Here is an 18,024-nt window from a genome sequence, read left to right on the forward strand (position 1 = left end):
CTTTATGGGTAACGAGGAGTGGGTCCCGCTGGCACACCGGGTACCGGATCTGGGGGCGCTGGAGCTGCTGCTCGAAGTCGCCCGGGTCGGCAGCCTGAGCGGCGCGGCCAAGCGCATGGGCATCACCCAGCCCGCCGCGAGCAGCAGGATCCGGGCCATGGAGACGCGGCTGGGCGTCGCGCTGGTGGACCGCTCGCCGCGCGGGTCGACCCTGACGGCCGAGGGGGCCCTGGTCACGGACTGGGCGCGGCGCGTGGTGGAGGCGGCGGAGGCCTTGGACGCCGGGGCGCAGGCGCTGCGCGGTCGGCGGGACTCGCGGCTGCGGGTGGCCGCCAGCATGACCATCGCGGAGTACCTGCTGCCGGGGTGGCTGATCGCGCTGCGCGGGCAGCGGCCGGGGACGGCGGTGTCGCTGCACGCGGGGAACTCGGCCGTGGTCGCGGAGCGGGTACTGGCCCATGAGGCGGACCTGGGCTTCGTGGAGGGGCTCTCGGTGCCCGAGGGACTGGATTCGGCGGTGATCGCGCAGGACCGGCTGGTGGTGGCGGTGGCGCCGGGGCACGCCTGGGCGCGGCGCTCCAAGGGGGTGACGGCCGCCGAGCTGGCGGCGACGCCGCTGATCCTGCGGGAGCGGGGTTCGGGGACCCGGCAGGTGCTCGACGCGGCGCTGGCGGGGAGCGGGGGGCTGGCGGCCCCGCTGCTGGAGCTGGCCTCGACGACGGCGGTGAAGGCGGCGGCGCTGAGCGGAGCGGGCCCGTGCGTGCTGTCCGAGCTGGCGCTGGGGGAGGAGCTGGCGGCGCGGCGGCTGGTCGAGGTCCCGGTGACGGGGGCGGCGCTCGGGCGGGCCCTGCGGGCGGTGTGGCCGGTGGGCAACAGGCCGGCGGGCCCGGCCCGCGACCTGCTGTCGCTGACGCGGGCCCGCCCCTGAGCCGCGGTCCTCGACCGGTCACCCGGCACGGCCGGCGCGCGCCGGGTGAGCCGGGCGGGCCGGTCCGTCAGGCCGGGACCGCCGCGGTGAGGGCGGCCGCTTCGACCAGCGCGGACATCACGCGGGTGTCCTTGTCGCGCTCCGGGTGCCACTGGACGCCCAGGACCCAGTGCGCCGGGTCGGGCAGTTCGATGGCCTCGACCGTGCCGTCGACCGCGTGCGCCGAGGCGATCAGGCCCGCGCCGAGGCGGTCCACGGCCTGGTGGTGGTAGGTCGGCACCTCCGCCTCCTCCGGGACCAGGGCCGCGTACCGGGTGCCCCCGACCGGCCGGACCGGGTGCCAGGACATGACGCCCGGTCCGACCGCATGGCCGTCGATGTGCTGGACCAGCGTGCCGCCCAGGGCCACGTTCAGCGCCTGCATGCCCCGGCAGATGCCCAGCACCGGCAGCCCCGCCGCCAGGGCCGCCCCGATCAGGGCGAGTTCCCACTCGTCCCGTACGGTCGCGGGAGCGCCCGTACGGGGGTCCCGGTCGGCCCCGTAGCGGACCGGGTCCACATCGGGGCCGCCCGCGACGACCAGGCCGTCCAGCCGGCTCAGCACCTCCGCCGCCGAACCGGGTTCGTCCGGCGGGAGCAGCACGGCCGCGCCGCCCGCCGCCTGGACGAGTTCGTAGTACCCGGTGGGGACGAGGGACGTCGGTACGTCCCACACCCCGTATCGGGTGGATTCCTCCACGTAGGTCGTGATGCCGATGAGCGGCCTGGGCACGCTGCCACCTCCAGGGGATGGGGAACGGGGGTCAGTCCCGGCTGAGTTCGGCCTCGGCCTGCGCCAGCGCCGCGAACTCCTCCTCCGGCGCGGAGGCCACGAGGTGGTGCCGACTGTAGAACGCGAAGTAGGCGAGGGCGACCGCGTACACACCCAGTGCGATGAACGCCGCGTCCTTGTCCACCAGGAAGGTGGCGACGAGCGCCGAGAGGGCGAGGACGAAGGCCACCGAGGAGGTGGCGATGCCCCCGGGCGTGCGGTACGGGCGCTCCAGCCCCGGCTCCCGCTTGCGGAGCACGATGTGGGAGAGGGCCATCAGCGCGTACGAGATGGTCGCTCCGAACACCGCGATGTTGAGCATGCGCGGGCCGTTGCCGGTGGCCGCGGCGAGGGCGAATCCGATCGCGCCGGGGATGAGCAGGCCCAGGTAGGGGGCCTTGCGCTTCGAGGTGAGCGAGAGGAAGCGCGGCAGGTAGCCGGCCCGGGAGAGGGCGAAGAGCTGGCGGGAGCCGGCGTAGATGAGGGAGAAGAAGGAGGCCACGAGGCCGGCGAGACCGGCGTAGTTGACGAAGGTCTTCAGCCAGGAGAGGCCGAAGTCGCCTTCGAGGGCGACGACCAGCGGGTTACCGGCGTCCTTGATGGCGTCGGCGCCGCGTGCGCCGGTCGAGGCCAGGAAGGTGAGCAGGGCGAGCAGGACGAGGATGCCCATGGAGATCGACAGGGCCCGGGGCATGGAGCGCACCGGGTCCTTGGCCTCCTCGGCGGCCAGCGGCACGCCCTCGACGCCGAGGAAGAACCACATGCCGAAGGGGAAGGCGGCCCAGATGCCGAGGAGGCCCAGCGGCAGCCAGGAGCTCGATCCGGCGGCGGTGGTGTCCACGGCGATGTCGTCGAGGTGCGAGGGGTCGAACTGGGTGAAGGCGCCCAGCGCGAAGACGACCAGAGCGAGCACGGCGACGGCGGTCACGACGAGGGAGAAGCGCAGGGCCTCGCCCACGCCCCAGAGGTGGATGCCGATGAAGACCGCGAAGCAGGCGAGGTAGACCGGCCAGCCGGAGGTGAGGCCGAAGAGGTTGAGGGATTCGACGTAGTCTCCGATGAAGATGGAGATGGCCGCCGGGGCCAGGATGTACTCGATCAGGATCGCGGTGCCGGTGAGGAAGCCGCCCCAGGTGCCGAGCGCACGGCGGGCGAAGCCGTAGCCGCCGCCCGCCGTGGGCAGGATCGCGGAGAGTTCCGCCAGGGAGAAGACGAGGCAGGCGTACATCGCGCCCATGAGGACGGTGGCGATGGCGAGGCCGCCGAAGCCGCCCTGGGCGAGGCCGACGTTCCAGCCGGAGAAATCGCCGGAGACGACGTACGCGACGCCGAGGCCGGTCAGCAGCAGCCAGCCGGCGCTGCCGCGGCGCAGCGTACGCCGCTCCAGATAGCCGTCGCCGCCCTCGGGGGACGTGGTGGGTTCGGGTACGGCTGTCAGCCGTGCCTCGGTGTCGTCGGCCATGTGCGCTCCTGCCTAGGGCAATGGTTGTGGGGCGTACCTTTGTCGTAGGGGAGTGGACTGCGCAAGACCCCTGCGTTAAACAGGGGTTACGAAAAGCTCACGGACACGACCTAGGCGAGGAAGCCGCGCAGCAGGGCCGCCGTTCCGCAGCAGTGCTCGCGCATCACCTCGCGCGCCGCGTCCGGGTGGCGTTCCAGCACCGCCTCCACGAGCGCGCTGTGCTGCTGCTGCGAGTGCTCCAGGTTGCGCACCAGCAGCGGGATGCAGTCCAGCAGGTCGTTCACGGTGGCCCGGACGGCGGCGTACTGGGCCGTGAGGGTGGCCGATCCGGCGAGTTCGCACAGGGTGAGGTGGAACAGGGTGTCCTGGCGGCGGTAGTCGCCCAGCTGGGCGTCGTGGGTGGCGGCCAGCGCGCCGAGCAGCCGCTCGGAGCCCTCCTCCGTCAGCCCCTGGGAGGCGCACAGTCCGGCCGCGCCCACCTCCAGGACCTCGCGGAACCGCAGGACGTCCTCGATGTCCACCCCCACCACGCGCCGGCGCAGCTCGTCCTCGGCGCCGCCGGCCGGGGTGTCGGGGCGGGGGAGCACGAACGTTCCGCCGTACCGCCCGCGCCGGGCCTCCACCAGGCCCTGGTCCTGGAGCACCTTCAGCACCTCGCGCAGGGTGACCCGGCTGATCCCCATCCGCTCCGCCAGCTCCCGCTCGGGCGGCAGCCGTTCGCCGCCCGGCACCAGACCCAGCCGGACCACCTGGAGGATCTGCTCCAGGGCCTCCTCGAAACCGTTGCCCGCCCGCACCTGCCGCAGTACCGGATTCAGCCGCGCGATCGCGCCGCCTTCGCTCGCCGTGTCGGTCATCTCGGCTCCTCCCCTTCCCAAGCAATGGTTCTGTTCAATACCTTAGGCGTTCTCGGCTCACCGAAGGAGAGATTCCAGTGGTAGACCGCAAGCCCCCGCTCGCCCCCGAGGAGCTCCGCGCCCTCGTGGCGGGCGGAGAGATCGACACCGTCGTCCTGGCCTTCCCCGACATGCAGGGGCGCCTCCAGGGCAAGCGGTTCGCCGCCCAGTTCTTCCTCGACGAGGTCCTCGCCCACGGCACCGAGGGCTGCAACTACCTCCTCGCCGTCGACACGGACATGAACACCGTCGACGGCTACGAGATGTCCTCCTGGGACCGCGGCTACGGCGACTTCGCCATGCACCCCGACCTCGCGACCCTGCGCCGGATCCCCTGGAACCCGGGCAGCGCCTTCGTCCTGGCCGACCTCGCCTGGAACGACGGCTCGCCCGTCGTCGCCGCGCCCCGCCAGATCCTGCGCCGCCAGCTGGAGCGCCTCGCGGAGCACGGGTACACGGCCATGGTCGGCACCGAGCTGGAGTTCATGGTCTTCCAGGACACCTACGAGCAGGCCTGGAACTCCGGCTACCGCGGACTGACCCCCGCCAACCAGTACAACATCGACTACTCGGTCCTCGGCACCGGCCGCATCGAGCCCCTGCTGCGCCGGATCCGCAACGAGATGCAGGCCGCGGGCCTGACCGTGGAGTCCGCCAAGGGCGAGTGCAACCTCGGCCAGCACGAGATCGCCTTCCGCTACGACGAGGCGCTGACCACCTGCGACCAGCACGCCGTCTACAAGACGGGCGCCAAGGAGATCGCCTCCCAGGAAGGCGTCTCGCTCACCTTCATGGCCAAGTTCGACGAGCGCGAGGGCAACTCCTGCCATATCCACCTCTCGCTGGGCGACGCCGACGGGCACAACGCGATGGCCGGTGACGGCCCCGGCGGAATGTCACCGGTGATGCGGCACTTCCTGGCCGGTCAGCTGGCCGCGCTGCGCGACTTCTCCCTTCTCTACGCCCCGAACATCAACTCGTACAAGCGTTTCCGGCCGGGATCCTTCGCGCCGACCGCCGTCGCCTGGGGCGTGGACAACCGGACCTGCGCGCTCCGGGTCGTCGGCCACGGCCGCTCCATGCGCTTCGAGAACCGCCTCCCCGGCGGCGACGTCAACCCGTACCTCGCCGTCGCCGGCCTGGTCGCGGCCGGTCTGTACGGCATCGAGCACCGCCTCGAACTGCCCGAGGCCTGCGCGGGCAACGCCTACACCGCCGACTTCGCACACGTTCCCACCACCCTGCGCGAGGCCGCGGAGCTCTGGGAGAACAGCGAGATCGCCAAGTCCGCCTTCGGACCCGAAGTCGTCGCCCACTACCGCAACATGGCCCGCGTGGAACTGGACGCGTACGACTCCGCCGTCACCGACTGGGAGCTGCGCCGCTCCTTCGAACGCCTGTAGTCACCTGGCCATCCGGTCGCCACCCGGCCGACCGGCCACCGCCAACCCTGCCCCCGAACATCTGTGAGGCAATACGTGTCCGACGTGCTGGCCCCCGACCAGTTGACAGTCTTGAACCCGGCCACCGAGGAGGTCGTCGCCGTCGTCCCGGCCGCCACACGGGACGACGTCGACGCCGCCGTCGCACGGGCCGCCGCGGCCCAGCGCGGCTGGGCCGCGGCCGCCCCCGCCGACCGGGCCCGGCTGCTGCGCCGCTTCGCCGCGGTCGTCGACGGGCACATCGAGGAACTCGCCCGGCTGGAGGTCCGCGAGGCCGGACACACCATCGGCAACGCCCGCTGGGAAGCCGGCAACGTCCGCGACCTGCTCGAATTCGCCGCCGGGGGAGTGGAGCGGCTCTCCGGACGGCAGATCCCCGTCGCCGGCGGCATCGACGTCACCTTCCTCGAACCCCTCGGCGTCATCGGCGTGATCGCCCCGTGGAACTTCCCCATGCCGATCGCCGCCTGGGGCCTGGCCCCCGCCCTGGCCGCCGGCAACGCCGTCCTCCTCAAGCCCGCCGAGACCACCCCGCTCACCGCCCTGCGCCTCGCCGAACTCGCCCTCGAAGCCGGGATCCCCGAGCACCTCTTCCAGGTGCTCCCCGGCCGCGGGAGCGTCGCCGGGGACGCGCTCGTCGAGCACCCGGGCGTCGCGAAGATCGTCTTCACCGGGTCCACCCCGGTCGGCAAGCAGATCATGGCCAAGTGCGCCGACCGGGTGAAGCGCGTCACCCTCGAACTCGGCGGCAAGAGCCCCAACATCGTCTTCGCCGACGCGGACCTCGAAGCCGCCGCGGCCGCCGCGCCGATGTCCTTCCTCGACAACACCGGCCAGGACTGCTGCGCCCGTACGCGGATCCTCGTCCAGCGCTCCGCCTACGACCGGTTCCTGGAACTGCTCGCCCCCGGCATCGAGGGCGTCGTCGTCGGCGACCCCGCCGACGAGAAGACCCAGATGGGTCCGCTGATCTCCCGCGTGCAACTGGACCGCGTACGGTCCTACGTCACCGACGACCTCACCGCGATCCGCGGCACCGCCCCCGAGGGCCCCGGCTTCTGGTACCCGCCGACCCTGATCACGGACGTCGCCCCCACCGCGCCCGTGGCCGCCGCCGAGGTCTTCGGCCCCGTGGCCGTCGTCCTCCCCTTCGAGGACGAGGAGGACGCCGTACGCCTGGCCAACGCGACCGACTACGGGCTCTCCGGCTCCCTCTGGACCCGCGACATCGGCCGCGCGCTGCGCGTCTCGCGCGCCGTCGCCGCCGGCAACCTGTCCGTCAACTCCCACAGCAGCGTCCGCTACTGGACCCCCTTCGGCGGCTACAAGCAGTCCGGACTCGGCCGCGAGCTCGGACCCGACGCCCTCACCGCATTCACCGAGACCAAGAACGTCTTCATCAGCACGGAGGCCTGAGCCCACCATGACCACTTCTGACACCGAGATCGTCTGCCGCCGCCTGGTCGGCCGTACCGCCGTCATCACCGGAGCCGGCAGCGGCATCGGCCTCGCCACCGCCCGCCGCCTGGCCTCCGAGGGCGCCAACGTGGTCTGCGCCGACATCGACGAGAGCGCCGGCAAGGCGGCCGCCGAGGAGGTCGGCGGCCTGTTCGTCAAGGTCGACGTCACCAGCCCGGAGGAGGTCGAGGCCCTCTTCAAGACCGCCTTCGACACCTACGGCTCGGTCGACATCGCCTTCAACAACGCGGGCATCTCGCCCCCGGACGACGACTCGATCCTCACCACCGGCCTGGAGGCCTGGAAGCGGGTCCAGGACGTCAACCTCACCTCCGTCTACCTGTGCTGCAAGGCCGCCCTGCCCTACATGCAGCGCCAGGGCCGCGGCTCCATCATCAACACCGCCTCGTTCGTCGCCATCATGGGCGCGGCGACCTCGCAGATCTCGTACACCGCCTCCAAGGGCGGCGTGCTCGCCATGTCGCGCGAGCTCGGCGTGCAGTTCGCCCGCGAGGGCATCCGCGTCAACGCGCTGTGCCCGGGGCCGGTCAACACCCCGCTGCTGCAGGAGCTGTTCGCCAAGGACCCGGAGCGGGCCGCCCGCCGCCTGGTCCACATCCCGCTCGGCCGGTTCGCCGAACCCACCGAGATCGCGGCCGCCGTCGCGTTCCTCGCGAGCGACGACTCCTCGTTCATCAACGCCACCGACTTCCTGGTCGACGGCGGCATCTCGGGCGCGTACGTGACGCCGCTGTAAGCGTTCACCCGGGCTCCACCCGCACGACAGCCGGACGTCGCACGACGTCCGGCTGTCGTGTCCTACCGTCCGAGATGATCTTCGTAGGAACGTGAGGAAGTGTTCACCCCAGTGACCCCACGCAGCACCGTACGACGGCTCCAGGCGATCGGCGCCGCCGCCGCGATGGCCGCCGGCACCCTCGTCGCCACCGCGCCCGCCGCCCAGGCCGCCCACTGCGCCACCCCGAGGCTCGCGGCCGGCTGGTACGGGGACAACCAGGCCCGGCTCCAGCAGCTGATCGACCGGTACGGGAAGTGCAACCCGTACCGGCCCGGCCGCGCCAAGCCCGTCGCCGTCTTCGACTGGGACAACACCGTCGTCAAGAACGACGTCGGCGACGCCCAGATGTACTGGCTGCTGCGCAACGGCAGGATCCGCCAGCCGGCCGCCGGGGACTGGACCACCACCAGCCGCTACCTCACCCCGGCCGCCGCCCGGGCCCTCGCCGACGCCTGCGGCGCCCTCGCCCGCCCCGGCGCCCCGCTGCCCACCGGCACCCCCGCGGGCGCCGGCTGCGCCGACGAACTCGCCGCCGTCTACGGCACCGCCGCGACCCGCTCGGGCGCCGCCGCCTTCGCCGGCTGGGACCACCGCACCATCGAGCCCGCCTACGCCTGGCTGCCCCAGCTCATGCAGGGCTGGACCGCGAACGAGGTCCGCGGCTTCGCCGCCGCCGCGCGGGCCGAGAACCTGGCCGCGCCGATCGGCGCCGTACAGCAGGTCGGCAGCGGCTCCGTCACCGGCTGGGTCCGCTACTACGACCAGCAGAAGGACCTGATCCAAGGCCTGCGGAAGGCCGGCTTCGACGTCTGGATCAGCTCGGCCTCGCCGCAGCCGGTCGTCGAGGTCTGGGCCAAGGGCGTGGGCGTCGCTGCCGACCACGTCATCGGCATCCGCAACACGACCACCACCGGCGGGAAGTTCACCGCGCACCTGCAGGGCTGCGGGTCGGTGAAGGACGGCGCCGACACGATGATCACGTACATCGACGGCAAGCGCTGCTGGATCAACAAGGTGGTCTTCGGCGTGCGCGGCGCGGCCGCAGAGAAGGTCCAGCCCGCTGCCCGCCGCCAGGTCTTCGCCGCGGGCGACTCCGACACCGACATCTCGTTCCTGCGGGACGCCACCGCCCTGCGCCTGGTGGTGAACCGGAACAAGAACGAGCTGATGTGCCGCGCGTACGACGACAGCGACGGCAAGTGGATCGTGAACCCGATGTTCATCGAGCCGAAGAAGCAGAAGGCAACGCCGTACCCGTGCTCGACCACGGGCTACGTCGACCACGACGGCACGGCCGGACCCGTCCGCCGGGGCGACACCAGCGTCGTCCCCGACCAGACGGACTCCGTCTTCTAGGCCGTGTCTTCCGGATCAGGGTGGGCCCGGGGCTACAGGAACGTGCGGCCCTCGCCCCGGTAGGTCGGGACGGTGGCCGTCACCCGGTCGCCGTCGACGAGGTGCAACGCCTCGAAGCGCTCGCACAGTTCCCCCGCCTTGGCGTGGCGGAACCAGACCCGGTCGCCGATCAGCAGATCGTCGGCCGGGCTGCCGAGCAGCGGCGTCTGCACCTCGCCGGCCCCCTCCTGGGGGTCGTAGCGCAGCCCCTGCGGAAGGTACGGGACCGGCAGCCGGTCCGGGCCGGCCGCGCCGGAGGCGGGGTACCCGCCGCCGAGGACGGTGACCACCCCGACGCCGGGCCTGCGGACCACCGGCTGGGCGAACAGCGCCGCCGGGCGGCCGCGGAAGGACGTGTAGTTGTCGAACAGCCGCGGCACGTACAGCCCCGAGCCGGCGGCGATCTCCGTGACCGCCTCCTCGGCGGCGGTCTGCTGCACGCTGCCGGTGCCGCCGCCGTTGACGAACTCCAGGTCCGGCACGACCGCGCGGACGGCCCGTACGGCTTCGGCGCGGCGGCCCGCGAGCTCCTTGCGGGCGGCCGCCTGCATGAGCCGGATGGCGCGGGAGCGCAGCGGACGCCCGGCGAGGGCGTCCCCGACGCCGGCGACATGGCCCTCGTAACCCATGATCCCCACGACCCGGAAGCCCGGGCGGGCGGACACGGTACGGGCGAGGTCCGCGAGCTGGGCCGGCTCGCGCAGCGGCGAACGGCGGGCGCCCACGCGGAACCTGCCGCCGAGGAGGTGGAGGGCGGTGTCCAGCTCCAGGCAGACCCGGACCTCCTGCGTCCCGCCCTCGCGCGCCCCGTCGATCAGCTCCAGCTGGGCGGGGTCGTCGACCATGACGGTGACGGCCGCGGCCAATTTGGGATCGCCCGCGAGCTCGGCGAAGCCGGCGCGGTCGGCGGAGGGGTAGGCGAGGAGCACGTCCTCGAACCCGGAGCGGGCCAGCCAGATGCTCTCGGCGAGGGTGTACGACATGATCCCGGCGAAACCGGGCCGGGCCAGCACCCGTTCGAGGAGCGCGCGGCAGCGGACGGACTTGCTGGCGACGCGGATCGGCTTTCCGCCCGCGCGGCGGACGAGATCGTCGGCGTTGGCGTCGAACGCGGCGAGATCGACGATGGCCAGGGGCGCGTCGAGGTGCGCGGTCGCCCGCTCGTAACGGGCCCGGTCCCCACTGGCGGGAAGATTCATGGGCGGCAGCCTGCCAGATGGCCGTACCGGTGGGTAGGGGTCTGCGCCCGCCGCCCCCGGAGCCCCGCCGGCCCCCGGACCCCGCGCCGAGCCCGGTCCGGGCCCCGCGGCCGGGGCGGTCAGGGCGCGTAGAGTACGCGGTGGCAGCCGGACGGAACGGGGGGCGGAGCCGCCGGATGAGTGCGTCTACACCGCGGACCGCGGTCCCGTCCGAGCCCGCGGCCGCATCCGGACCGGGGCGGCGCGGGACCGGCCGCGGCGTCGCCGTGGTGGTGTGCGCCGTACTGGGCGTCGGCCTCCTCGCGGGCGCCGGGGTCGGCGGATGGACGCAGCAGCGCGACGCCCAGCGGCCCCTGGCCCCCGCCGCGGCCTACCGCAAAGCCGGATCCCTGTGGCGCGAGACGCCGGTGGACAGCCTGATCCCGCCCGTCCTCGACGGCGCGGACGCCGGCCCCGGCGGCGCCGACCGGACCTGGATCCGCGTCGCGCTCGCCCCCGACTCCGACTGCGGGCCCGCGCTCGCCGCCGACTGGCAGGCGGCCCTCGCCGCCACCGGATGCACCCGCGTCCTGCGCGCCACTTACAGCGACGCCACCCGCAGCTCCCTCGTCACCGTCGGCCTCGTCTTCACCCCCGCCGACGCCGCCGGCATGGCGACCCTGCGCGGACGCCTCCCCGCCCCGCCCGGCTACGGGTTCGCCGACAGCCAGCGCGCCGCCTGGACCGCGTCCGTGGTTCCCGACGCCCCCGTCGTCGTCTACACCGTCTCCGCGTTCACCGACGGCCGTACGCTCGACTCCCCCCGCCCCGCCGAGGACATGATGCGCAAGGACGCCACCGGAGCCGTCGCCCAAGCCGGCCTCGGCCACGAGGCCAAGGGCGTCGCGGAGCGCGTGGAGCGCGCCGTACGCACCCTCGCCGCGCCCGGGGCGCCCACCGCGCCCGCCCCGTCGGGCGCCCCCCGATGAGCCGCCCCCGGCTGGCCTCCCGGGCCGCCGCCGGCCTCGTGCTCGGGGCCCTGCTCGTCGCGGCCGGGGCCGGGCCCGCCGCCGCCGACACCGTCCGCGACCGGCAATGGGGGCTCACCGCCCTGCGGGCCGAGGAGGCCTGGGGGACCACCCAGGGCGCCGGGGTCACCGTCGCCGTGCTCGACACCGGGGTCGACGGCACCCACCCCGACCTCTCCGGGCAGGTGCTCGACGGGGCCGACCTCATCGGCATGGGCGCCGGGCGCGGCGACCGCGCCTGGGCCCGGCACGGCACCGCCATGGCGGGGATCATCGCCGGGCACGGCCACGGCGGAAACCGCCGCCAAGGTGTCCTCGGCATCGCCCCCCAGGCCAAGATCCTCCCCGTCCGCGTGATCCTGGAGGAGGGAGACCCCGGCCGGGCCGCGGCACGCGAGAACAAGGGCGGCGCCCTCGCCGAGGGCATCCGCTGGGCCGCCGACCACGGGGCTGACGTGATCAACCTCTCCCTCGGCGACGACAGCGACTCCGCCCACCACGAAGCCGCCGAGGACGAGGCCGTCCAGTACGCCCTCGGCAAGGGCGTGGTGGTCGTCGCCTCGGCCGGCAACGGCGGCCGCCAGGGCGACCACGCCTCCTATCCGGCCGCCTACCCCGGGGTCATCGCCGTCACCGCCGTCGACCGCGGCGGCAGGAAGGCCCCCTTCTCCACCAGCAACTGGTACGCCGCCGTCAGCGCCCCCGGCGTGGACGTGGTCATCGCCGACCCCGACCGCTCCTACTACGAGGGCTGGGGCACCAGCGCCGCCTGCGCCTTCGTCTCCGGCGCCGCCGCCCTCGTCAAGGCCGCCCACCCGGACCTGTCCCCGGCCCAGATCAAGAGGCTGCTGGAGGCGACCGCCTCCGACGCCCCGCCCGGCGGGCGCGACGACTCCCGCGGACACGGCCTCGTGGACCCCGTCGCCGCCCTCCAGGCCGCCGACGCGCTGCGCCCCGAGCCGCCGGTCCCCGCGCCCGTCGCCGCGGGGCAGCCGTACTTCGGCCCCGGCCCCGGGCCGGTACGGGCCGCCGGCCGCGGCGGCCGCCTCGGGGCTCCGGCGGCCGCGGGCGCCGGGCTGGCGCTGCTCCTGCTGGCCGCCGTACTGGCCCGGCGCCCTCGGGGCGCCCGGCGGGAGCGGGAGGGGGACCGGGAGCCGGACCGGGATAGGGTCGGGTAACTGTGGCGAACAAAAACATTCCCGACCCCGGCTTCTCCGACGACGACGGCTCCGCCGACCCCCGGCTGAGCGCGGCCCTGGCCGCCTGGTCCGAGGACCGGGCGAAGGAGCCGGAGCTGCTGGCGGCCCTCAAGGGCGCCCGCCTGCTGGTCCCGGTCGTCGCCGTGCTCGGCGAGGTCGAGACCGACCCGGAGACCGGCCTGAAGCGCGAGAAGACCAGCGACATGGCCGTTCCCACCCTGCGGGCGGGGGACCGCCGGGCGCTGCCCGCGTTCACCTCGATCGCCTCGCTGGCCCTGTGGGACCCGGCCGCCCGCCCGGTCGCCGTACCGCTGCACCAGGCCCTGGCCGCCGCCGCGCACGAGAAGGCCGACACCGTGGTCCTGGACCTGGCCGGGCCCGTCACCTACCAGCTCACCGGCCCCGCGCTGCTCGCGCTCGCCGAGGGCCGTACCGACGCCGGTCCGCTGGCCGACCCCGCGGTGCGCGAAGCCGTACGGGCCGCCGTCTCCGCCGAGCCCGCCGTGCTCCGCGCCCACCTCGGCCCGGGCGGGGCGGACGCCGACGGCACCCTCGCGATCGTGCTGGCCGCCGGGGCGCCGGCCTCCGCCGCGGCCCGCCGCGTCGCCGAGGCCCTGGCCGCCGACGAGACCCTGCGGGCCCGCCTCGTGCGCGGACTCGACCTGGCCCTGCTCCCGGAGGAGGCCCCGGCCCCGGCCGGCGAGCCGCTCTTCACCCGCTGAGCCGACGGAAAACGCCGAGCAGCGCAAACGCCGTGCGACGGAAACGGGGAAGGGCCGGGGCAGTGCCCCGGCCCTTCCCCGTGCAGGACGTGCGGCTCAGCCGAAGACCGGCCCCGTGAACTTCTCGCCCGGACCCTGGCCCGGCTCGTCCGGGACGATCGAGGCCTCGCGGAAGGCGAGCTGGAGCGACTTCAGGCCGTCGCGCAGCGGGGCCGCGTGGAAGGAGCTGATCTCGGTGGCGCTCGCCGTGACCAGGCCGGCCAGGGCCGTGATCAGCTTGCGGGCCTCGTCGAGGTCCTTGTGCTCCGAGTCCGGCTTGTCCAGGCCCAGGTTGACCGCCGCGGCGCTCAGCAGGTGCACGGCCACCGTGGTGATCACCTCGACGGCGGGCACGTCCGCGATGTCGCGGGTCATGGCGTCGTAGTCGGGGGCGTCCGGCGTGGTGCCGGCCTCGGTGGCGGGGGTGGGGGTCGCGTCAGTCATGCCTCACACGATAAGCCGGGGCGCGCGGGCCGCCGACCGGGCCCCGCTCCGGTCACGGCCGCCGGCCGCCGGGTGAGCGGACCCGGCGCGGAATGCTATATTGGACTGACGACCGGCCGGAGACGTATGTCCCCGGCCCACAAGTGGAGGCTCCGTTCTCCCACCCGACCACCCTCCGGGGCGGCGGGTCACCGGTCAGGTGGCATCCATCGTTCCGTACGGACGATGGAAAGCTGCCCGAGTCTGCGCCCCGCGATAGCACGCGGCGGTGCTCCGGTTGTATTGGAGCCCCTGCCTGTGCCTCGGCGGGGCATTTTTCATGTTCCGCCGCGGTCGGTCTGACGACATCAGACGTCAGCGGCTGTCTGCCAGACAGCCGTGTGGTGCTACCGAGGAGGATCCATCAGCACCGAGCCCCGCATCAACGACCGGATTCGCGTTCCCGAGGTACGACTCGTCGGTCCCAGCGGTGAGCAGGTCGGCATCGTGCCGCTTGCCAAGGCCCTTGAGCTGGCGCAGGAGTACGACCTCGACCTGGTCGAGGTCGCGGCGTCCGCACGCCCGCCGGTCTGCAAGCTCATGGACTACGGCAAGTTCAAGTACGAGTCGGCCATGAAGGCCCGTGAGGCGCGCAAGAACCAGGCGCACACGGTCATCAAGGAAATGAAGCTCCGGCCGAAGATCGACCCGCACGACTATGACACCAAGAAGGGTCACGTCGTTCGGTTCCTCAAGCAGGGCGACAAGGTCAAGATCACGATCATGTTCCGTGGTCGCGAGCAGTCCCGGCCGGAACTCGGCTACCGACTGCTGCAGCGTCTGGCTTCGGACGTCGAGGACCTCGGGTTCATCGAGTCGAACCCGAAGCAGGACGGCCGCAACATGATCATGGTCCTCGGTCCGCACAAGAAGAAGACCGAGGCGATGGCCGAAGCCCGCGAGGCGCAGGCCGCCCGCAAGGCCGAGCGCCAGGGTGTCGCCGCCGACGAGGCTCCTTCCGAGGAAGCCCCCGTCGAGGAGGGCACCGAGGTCGCCTCTGCCGAGGCCGAAGCCGAGGCCCCCGAGGCCGCCTCTCCCGAGGCACCGGCCGAAGCCTGATTCCGAGGCAGCCTGTCTCGGATCACCGACACAACATGACGCTCCCGGGCGCCGGTCCTCCACCGGACCGGCTGGGGGCGCCACCGACGAGGAGATAACGGCGCCATGCCGAAGAACAAGACGCACAGCGGTACCAAGAAGCGCTTCAAGGTCACCGGCTCCGGCAAGGTGCTCCGCGAGCGCGCCGGCAAGCGCCACCTGCTCGAGCACAAGTCGTCCCGTGTCACCCGCCGCCTGACCGGCACCGCGGAGATGGCCCCCGGCGACGCCGCGAAGATCAAGAAGCTTCTCGGCAAGTGATGTTCTCCGCTCCCGCGCAGGGAGCGGATGAGCGTCAAGACCGGGACCCCATCGAATTCGGGCCGTGTGAAGACACCCACGGCCCCGCTACAAGGAGTTAAAAAGTGGCACGCGTCAAGCGGGCGGTAAACGCCCACAAGAAGCGCCGGGCGATCCTCGAGGCGGCCTCCGGCTACCGCGGTCAGCGTTCGCGCCTGTACCGCAAGGCCAAGGAGCAGGTCACCCACTCGCTGGTCTACAACTTCAACGACCGCAAGAAGCGCAAGGGCGACTTCCGTCAGCTGTGGATCCAGCGCATCAACGCCGCTGCCCGCCAGAACGGCATGACGTACAACCGCCTCATCCAGGGTCTGAAGGCCGCCAACATCGAGGTGGACCGCAAGATCCTCGCGGAGCTGGCCGTCAACGACGCCAACGCTTTCGCCGCGCTCGTCGAGGTTGCGCAGAAGGCGCTTCCGGCCGACGTGAACGCCCCGAAGGCCGCTGCCGCCGCCTAAGCAGCGCGCAGCAAGCCCTTCACAGGCTTCAGCCCGGACCCGCAGGCCCCGTGCCTGCGGGTCCGGTGCGTTGTAGCCGATCCACCTGTTTCGACCCGCAGTACGTAGGAAGCGAGCCGACCGCCATGGGTACCCCCGCCCCCGCCGAGCTGATCTCCCCCCGATCCCCGCGGGTGGCCGCCGCCAGGCGCCTGGCGCGGCGCAACTTCCGCACCAAGGAGCGCCGGTTCATCGCCGAGGGCCCCCAGGCCGTGCGCGAGGCCGTCGAGCACCGCGCCGCCGGTGGCGCCTCGACCCTGATCGAGCTGTTCGCGACCGTGGAGGCCGCCGAGCGCTACGACGGGATCATCGAGGCCGCGCTGGAGGCCGGCGCCCGGGTCCACTACGCCTCCGACGAGGTCCTCGCCGAGGTCTCGCAGACCGTCACCCCGCAGGGGCTCGTCGGCGTCTGTCACTTCCTCGACTCGCCCTTCGAGGACATCCTGGCGGCCCGGCCCAAGCTGGTCGCCGTCCTCGCGCACGTCCGCGACCCGGGCAACGCCGGCACGGTGCTGCGCTGCGCCGACGCCGCCGGCGCGGACGCGGTCGTCCTGACCGACGCCTCGGTGGACCTGTACAACCCGAAGTCCGTACGGGCCTCGGTGGGCTCCCTCTTCCACCTGCCGGTGGCGGTGGGCGTCCCCGTGGAGCAGGCCGTCGAGGGGCTCCGGGCGGCCGGCGTACGGATCCTGGCGGCCGACGGGGCAGGTGAGGACGACCTGGACGCCGAGCTCGACGCGGGCACCATGGGCACCCCCTCGGCCTGGGTCTTCGGCAACGAGGCGTGGGGCCTGCCCGAGGAGACCCGGGCGCTCGCGGACGCCGTCGTACGCGTCCCGATCCACGGCAAGGCCGAGAGCCTGAACCTCGCCACGGCCGCCGCGGTGTGCCTCTACGCGTCCGCGCGGGCACAGCGGGCTCCCGGAGGGTGCCGCTCCGTGACCCCCAGCTAGTAATGTGGCGGCCCGGGGGCCCACTGCGCTACTCGGAGATGTGGGGTACGGGGACATGACCGTCGGTACGAACAGCTCGCCAGGGGCCAGGGCGGCAGGGCCCGCTGCGGCGCCCGGGACGCCGTCCCTGGCGGCCGTGCCCCCGCAGGGCTCCGGCCGCGCGGCACCGGCCGCACCCGGGGCGCACGCGCCCCGTGAAGCCCACGCATCCCGCGAGACCCGCGATCCGGCCGGGCTCCCGGAGTTCGAGGCCGTCGGCATCGACCCCGACGACCTCCCCGACGGACTCGTCGTCGCCGACGCCACGGGCCATGTGATCTGCTTCAACGCCGCCGCCGCCCGGATCACCGCACTGGTCCCGGGCGAGGCGCTCGGCGTACGCATCGACCGGGCGCTGCCGCTGGAAGACCTCGACGGCCGCCGCTGGTGGGCGCTGACCGACCCGTACGGGGGCCTCGCGACCCGGCGCGGCCAGCCCGAGCGCAATCTGCTGCTGCCCGGCGGCCGCGAGGTGCTCGTCTCCGCCAGCTACGTGCGCACCCACCCCACCGGCCCGCTGCGCCGCCTGGTCGTCACCCTGCGCGGCACCGAGGCGCGCCGGCGCACCGAGCGCAGCCACGCCGAGCTGATCGCCACCGTCGCGCACGAGCTGCGCTCGCCGCTGACCTCCGTCAAGGGGTTCACCGCGACGCTGCTCGCCAAGTGGGAGCGGTTCACCGACGACCAGAAGCGGCTGATGCTGGAGACCGTCGACGCCGACGCCAACCGCGTCACCCGCCTCATCGCCGAGCTCCTCGACATCTCCCGCATCGACTCCGGCCGCCTGGAGGTGCGCCGCCAGCCGGTGGACATCGCCACCGCCGTGGGCCGCCACGTCCAGGCGCTCACCGCGAACGGGCAGGCGCCCGACCGGTTCCTCGTACGGGTCAGCTGCTCGCTCCCCGATCTGTGGGCGGATCCGGACAAGATCGACCAGATCCTCGGCAACCTCCTGGAAAATGCGGTGCGGCACGGCGAGGGAACGGTCACCATCGACGTATCGCCGACCAGCCTGACGAACGCAGCGGGCAAGACCGAGAAGGGAACCGCCGTCACCGTGACCGATGAGGGCCCCGGGATCCCCGAGGAGTCGATGAACCGCGTCTTCACCCGTTTCTGGCGGGGCAGCAAGCGCGGTGGCACCGGCCTGGGCCTGTACATCGTCAAGGGCATCGTCGAGGCCCACGGCGGCACCATCACGGTCGGCCGCGGCCCCGGAGGCGGCGCCGAGTTCCGATTTATCCTGCCCGTGGGCGCGCCGGCCTACCTCACGCAGTAGTCCTGCGGAGCGTCTCGC

18 protein-coding genes are annotated in these 18,024 nt (G+C 73.3%); 13 read left to right on the forward strand and 5 right to left on the reverse strand.

The genetic code is table 11. The annotated features are described in order from the left end of the window. Positions 1-4: 4 nt before the first annotated feature. On the forward strand, positions 5-928 hold the full coding sequence (locus CP980_RS26585) for a LysR family transcriptional regulator (RefSeq protein ID WP_132760403.1): 924 nt from the start codon (positions 5-7) through the stop codon (positions 926-928). A gap of 67 nt (positions 929-995) precedes the next feature. On the opposite strand, the gene CP980_RS26590 is transcribed toward CP980_RS26585, so the two are convergent. The 3 genes from CP980_RS26590 to CP980_RS26600 form a co-directional block, all read right to left on the reverse strand. Next, positions 996-1,700 carry a gamma-glutamyl-gamma-aminobutyrate hydrolase family protein gene (locus CP980_RS26590; RefSeq protein ID WP_150529233.1) on the reverse strand — a complete coding sequence of 235 codons (705 nt, stop codon included), beginning with the start codon at positions 1,698-1,700 and terminating at the stop codon, positions 996-998. Between the two features lie 31 nt (positions 1,701-1,731). Next, entirely contained in the window at positions 1,732-3,201 is a 1,470-nt protein-coding gene (gene eat / locus CP980_RS26595; RefSeq protein ID WP_229907176.1) for an ethanolamine permease, read from the reverse strand. Between the two features lie 110 nt (positions 3,202-3,311). Continuing rightward, on the reverse strand, positions 3,312-4,058 hold the full coding sequence (locus CP980_RS26600; RefSeq protein WP_150529234.1) for a FadR/GntR family transcriptional regulator: 747 nt from the start codon (positions 4,056-4,058) through the stop codon (positions 3,312-3,314). Positions 4,059-4,135: 77 nt separating this feature from the next. Between CP980_RS26600 and CP980_RS26605 the strand changes: the two genes are divergently transcribed. The 4 genes from CP980_RS26605 (at position 4,136) to CP980_RS26620 (ending at position 9,152) form a co-directional block, all read left to right on the forward strand. After that, the gene (locus CP980_RS26605) at positions 4,136-5,500 is read left to right on the forward strand and encodes a glutamine synthetase family protein (RefSeq protein ID WP_099893667.1); all 1,365 of its coding nucleotides are present in this window, start codon (positions 4,136-4,138) and stop codon (positions 5,498-5,500) included. 75 nt (positions 5,501-5,575) lie between these two features. Next, the gene (locus CP980_RS26610; protein WP_244328234.1) at positions 5,576-6,955 is read left to right on the forward strand and encodes an aldehyde dehydrogenase family protein; all 1,380 of its coding nucleotides are present in this window, start codon (positions 5,576-5,578) and stop codon (positions 6,953-6,955) included. A gap of 7 nt (positions 6,956-6,962) precedes the next feature. Further along, positions 6,963-7,754: a 3-oxoacyl-ACP reductase gene (locus CP980_RS26615; protein ID WP_132760400.1), complete on the forward strand. Its 792-nt coding sequence runs from the start codon at positions 6,963-6,965 to the stop codon at positions 7,752-7,754. A gap of 111 nt (positions 7,755-7,865) precedes the next feature. Further along, a complete protein-coding gene (locus tag CP980_RS26620) occupies positions 7,866-9,152 on the forward strand; it encodes a haloacid dehalogenase-like hydrolase (protein ID WP_229907174.1) in 1,287 nt (428 codons plus the stop codon). A gap of 32 nt (positions 9,153-9,184) precedes the next feature. Here CP980_RS26620 and CP980_RS26625 read toward each other — a convergent pair whose 3' ends face one another. Then, on the reverse strand, positions 9,185-10,390 hold the full coding sequence (locus CP980_RS26625) for an amino acid deaminase/aldolase (protein ID WP_150529235.1): 1,206 nt from the start codon (positions 10,388-10,390) through the stop codon (positions 9,185-9,187). A gap of 176 nt (positions 10,391-10,566) precedes the next feature. On the opposite strand from CP980_RS26625, the gene CP980_RS26630 reads away from it, so the two are divergent. Genes CP980_RS26630 through CP980_RS26640 form a run of 3 tightly spaced genes read left to right on the forward strand, consistent with a single transcriptional unit; the run spans position 10,567 to position 13,318 of the window. Beyond that, positions 10,567-11,358, forward strand: a complete 792-nt coding sequence (locus CP980_RS26630; RefSeq protein ID WP_150529236.1) for a hypothetical protein — start codon at positions 10,567-10,569, stop codon at positions 11,356-11,358. Beyond that, positions 11,355-12,575 carry a type VII secretion-associated serine protease mycosin gene (gene mycP / locus CP980_RS26635; RefSeq protein ID WP_132760397.1) on the forward strand — a complete coding sequence of 407 codons (1,221 nt, stop codon included), beginning with the start codon at positions 11,355-11,357 and terminating at the stop codon, positions 12,573-12,575. The genes CP980_RS26630 and mycP overlap by 4 nt, the downstream gene beginning before the upstream one ends. 2 nt (positions 12,576-12,577) lie before the next feature. Continuing rightward, positions 12,578-13,318 carry an SseB family protein gene (locus tag CP980_RS26640; RefSeq protein ID WP_150529237.1) on the forward strand — a complete coding sequence of 247 codons (741 nt, stop codon included), beginning with the start codon at positions 12,578-12,580 and terminating at the stop codon, positions 13,316-13,318. Between the two features lie 96 nt (positions 13,319-13,414). Here CP980_RS26640 and CP980_RS26645 read toward each other — a convergent pair whose 3' ends face one another. Then, positions 13,415-13,801, reverse strand: coding sequence for a DUF1844 domain-containing protein (locus CP980_RS26645; protein ID WP_099893672.1), 387 nt, complete (start codon positions 13,799-13,801; stop codon positions 13,415-13,417). Between the two features lie 378 nt (positions 13,802-14,179). Between CP980_RS26645 and infC the strand changes: the two genes are divergently transcribed. From infC to CP980_RS26675, 5 genes are all read left to right on the forward strand, one after another. Further along, a complete protein-coding gene (infC, locus tag CP980_RS26655; protein WP_099893673.1) occupies positions 14,180-14,899 on the forward strand; it encodes a translation initiation factor IF-3 in 720 nt (239 codons plus the stop codon). 105 nt (positions 14,900-15,004) lie between these two features. Then, a complete protein-coding gene (gene rpmI, locus CP980_RS26660; protein WP_030860183.1) occupies positions 15,005-15,199 on the forward strand; it encodes a 50S ribosomal protein L35 in 195 nt (64 codons plus the stop codon). A 104-nt stretch (positions 15,200-15,303) separates the two neighbouring features. Next, a complete protein-coding gene (gene rplT / locus CP980_RS26665) occupies positions 15,304-15,696 on the forward strand; it encodes a 50S ribosomal protein L20 (protein ID WP_030860181.1) in 393 nt (130 codons plus the stop codon). A gap of 125 nt (positions 15,697-15,821) precedes the next feature. Next, entirely contained in the window at positions 15,822-16,688 is an 867-nt protein-coding gene (locus CP980_RS26670; RefSeq protein WP_123515274.1) for a TrmH family RNA methyltransferase, read from the forward strand. 55 nt (positions 16,689-16,743) lie between these two features. Then, entirely contained in the window at positions 16,744-18,006 is a 1,263-nt protein-coding gene (locus CP980_RS26675; protein WP_132760394.1) for a sensor histidine kinase, read from the forward strand. The last annotated feature ends 18 nt before the right edge of the window (positions 18,007-18,024 follow it).

Source organism: Streptomyces vinaceus, from assembly GCF_008704935.1.
GTDB lineage: Bacteria > Actinomycetota > Actinomycetes > Streptomycetales > Streptomycetaceae > Streptomyces > Streptomyces vinaceus.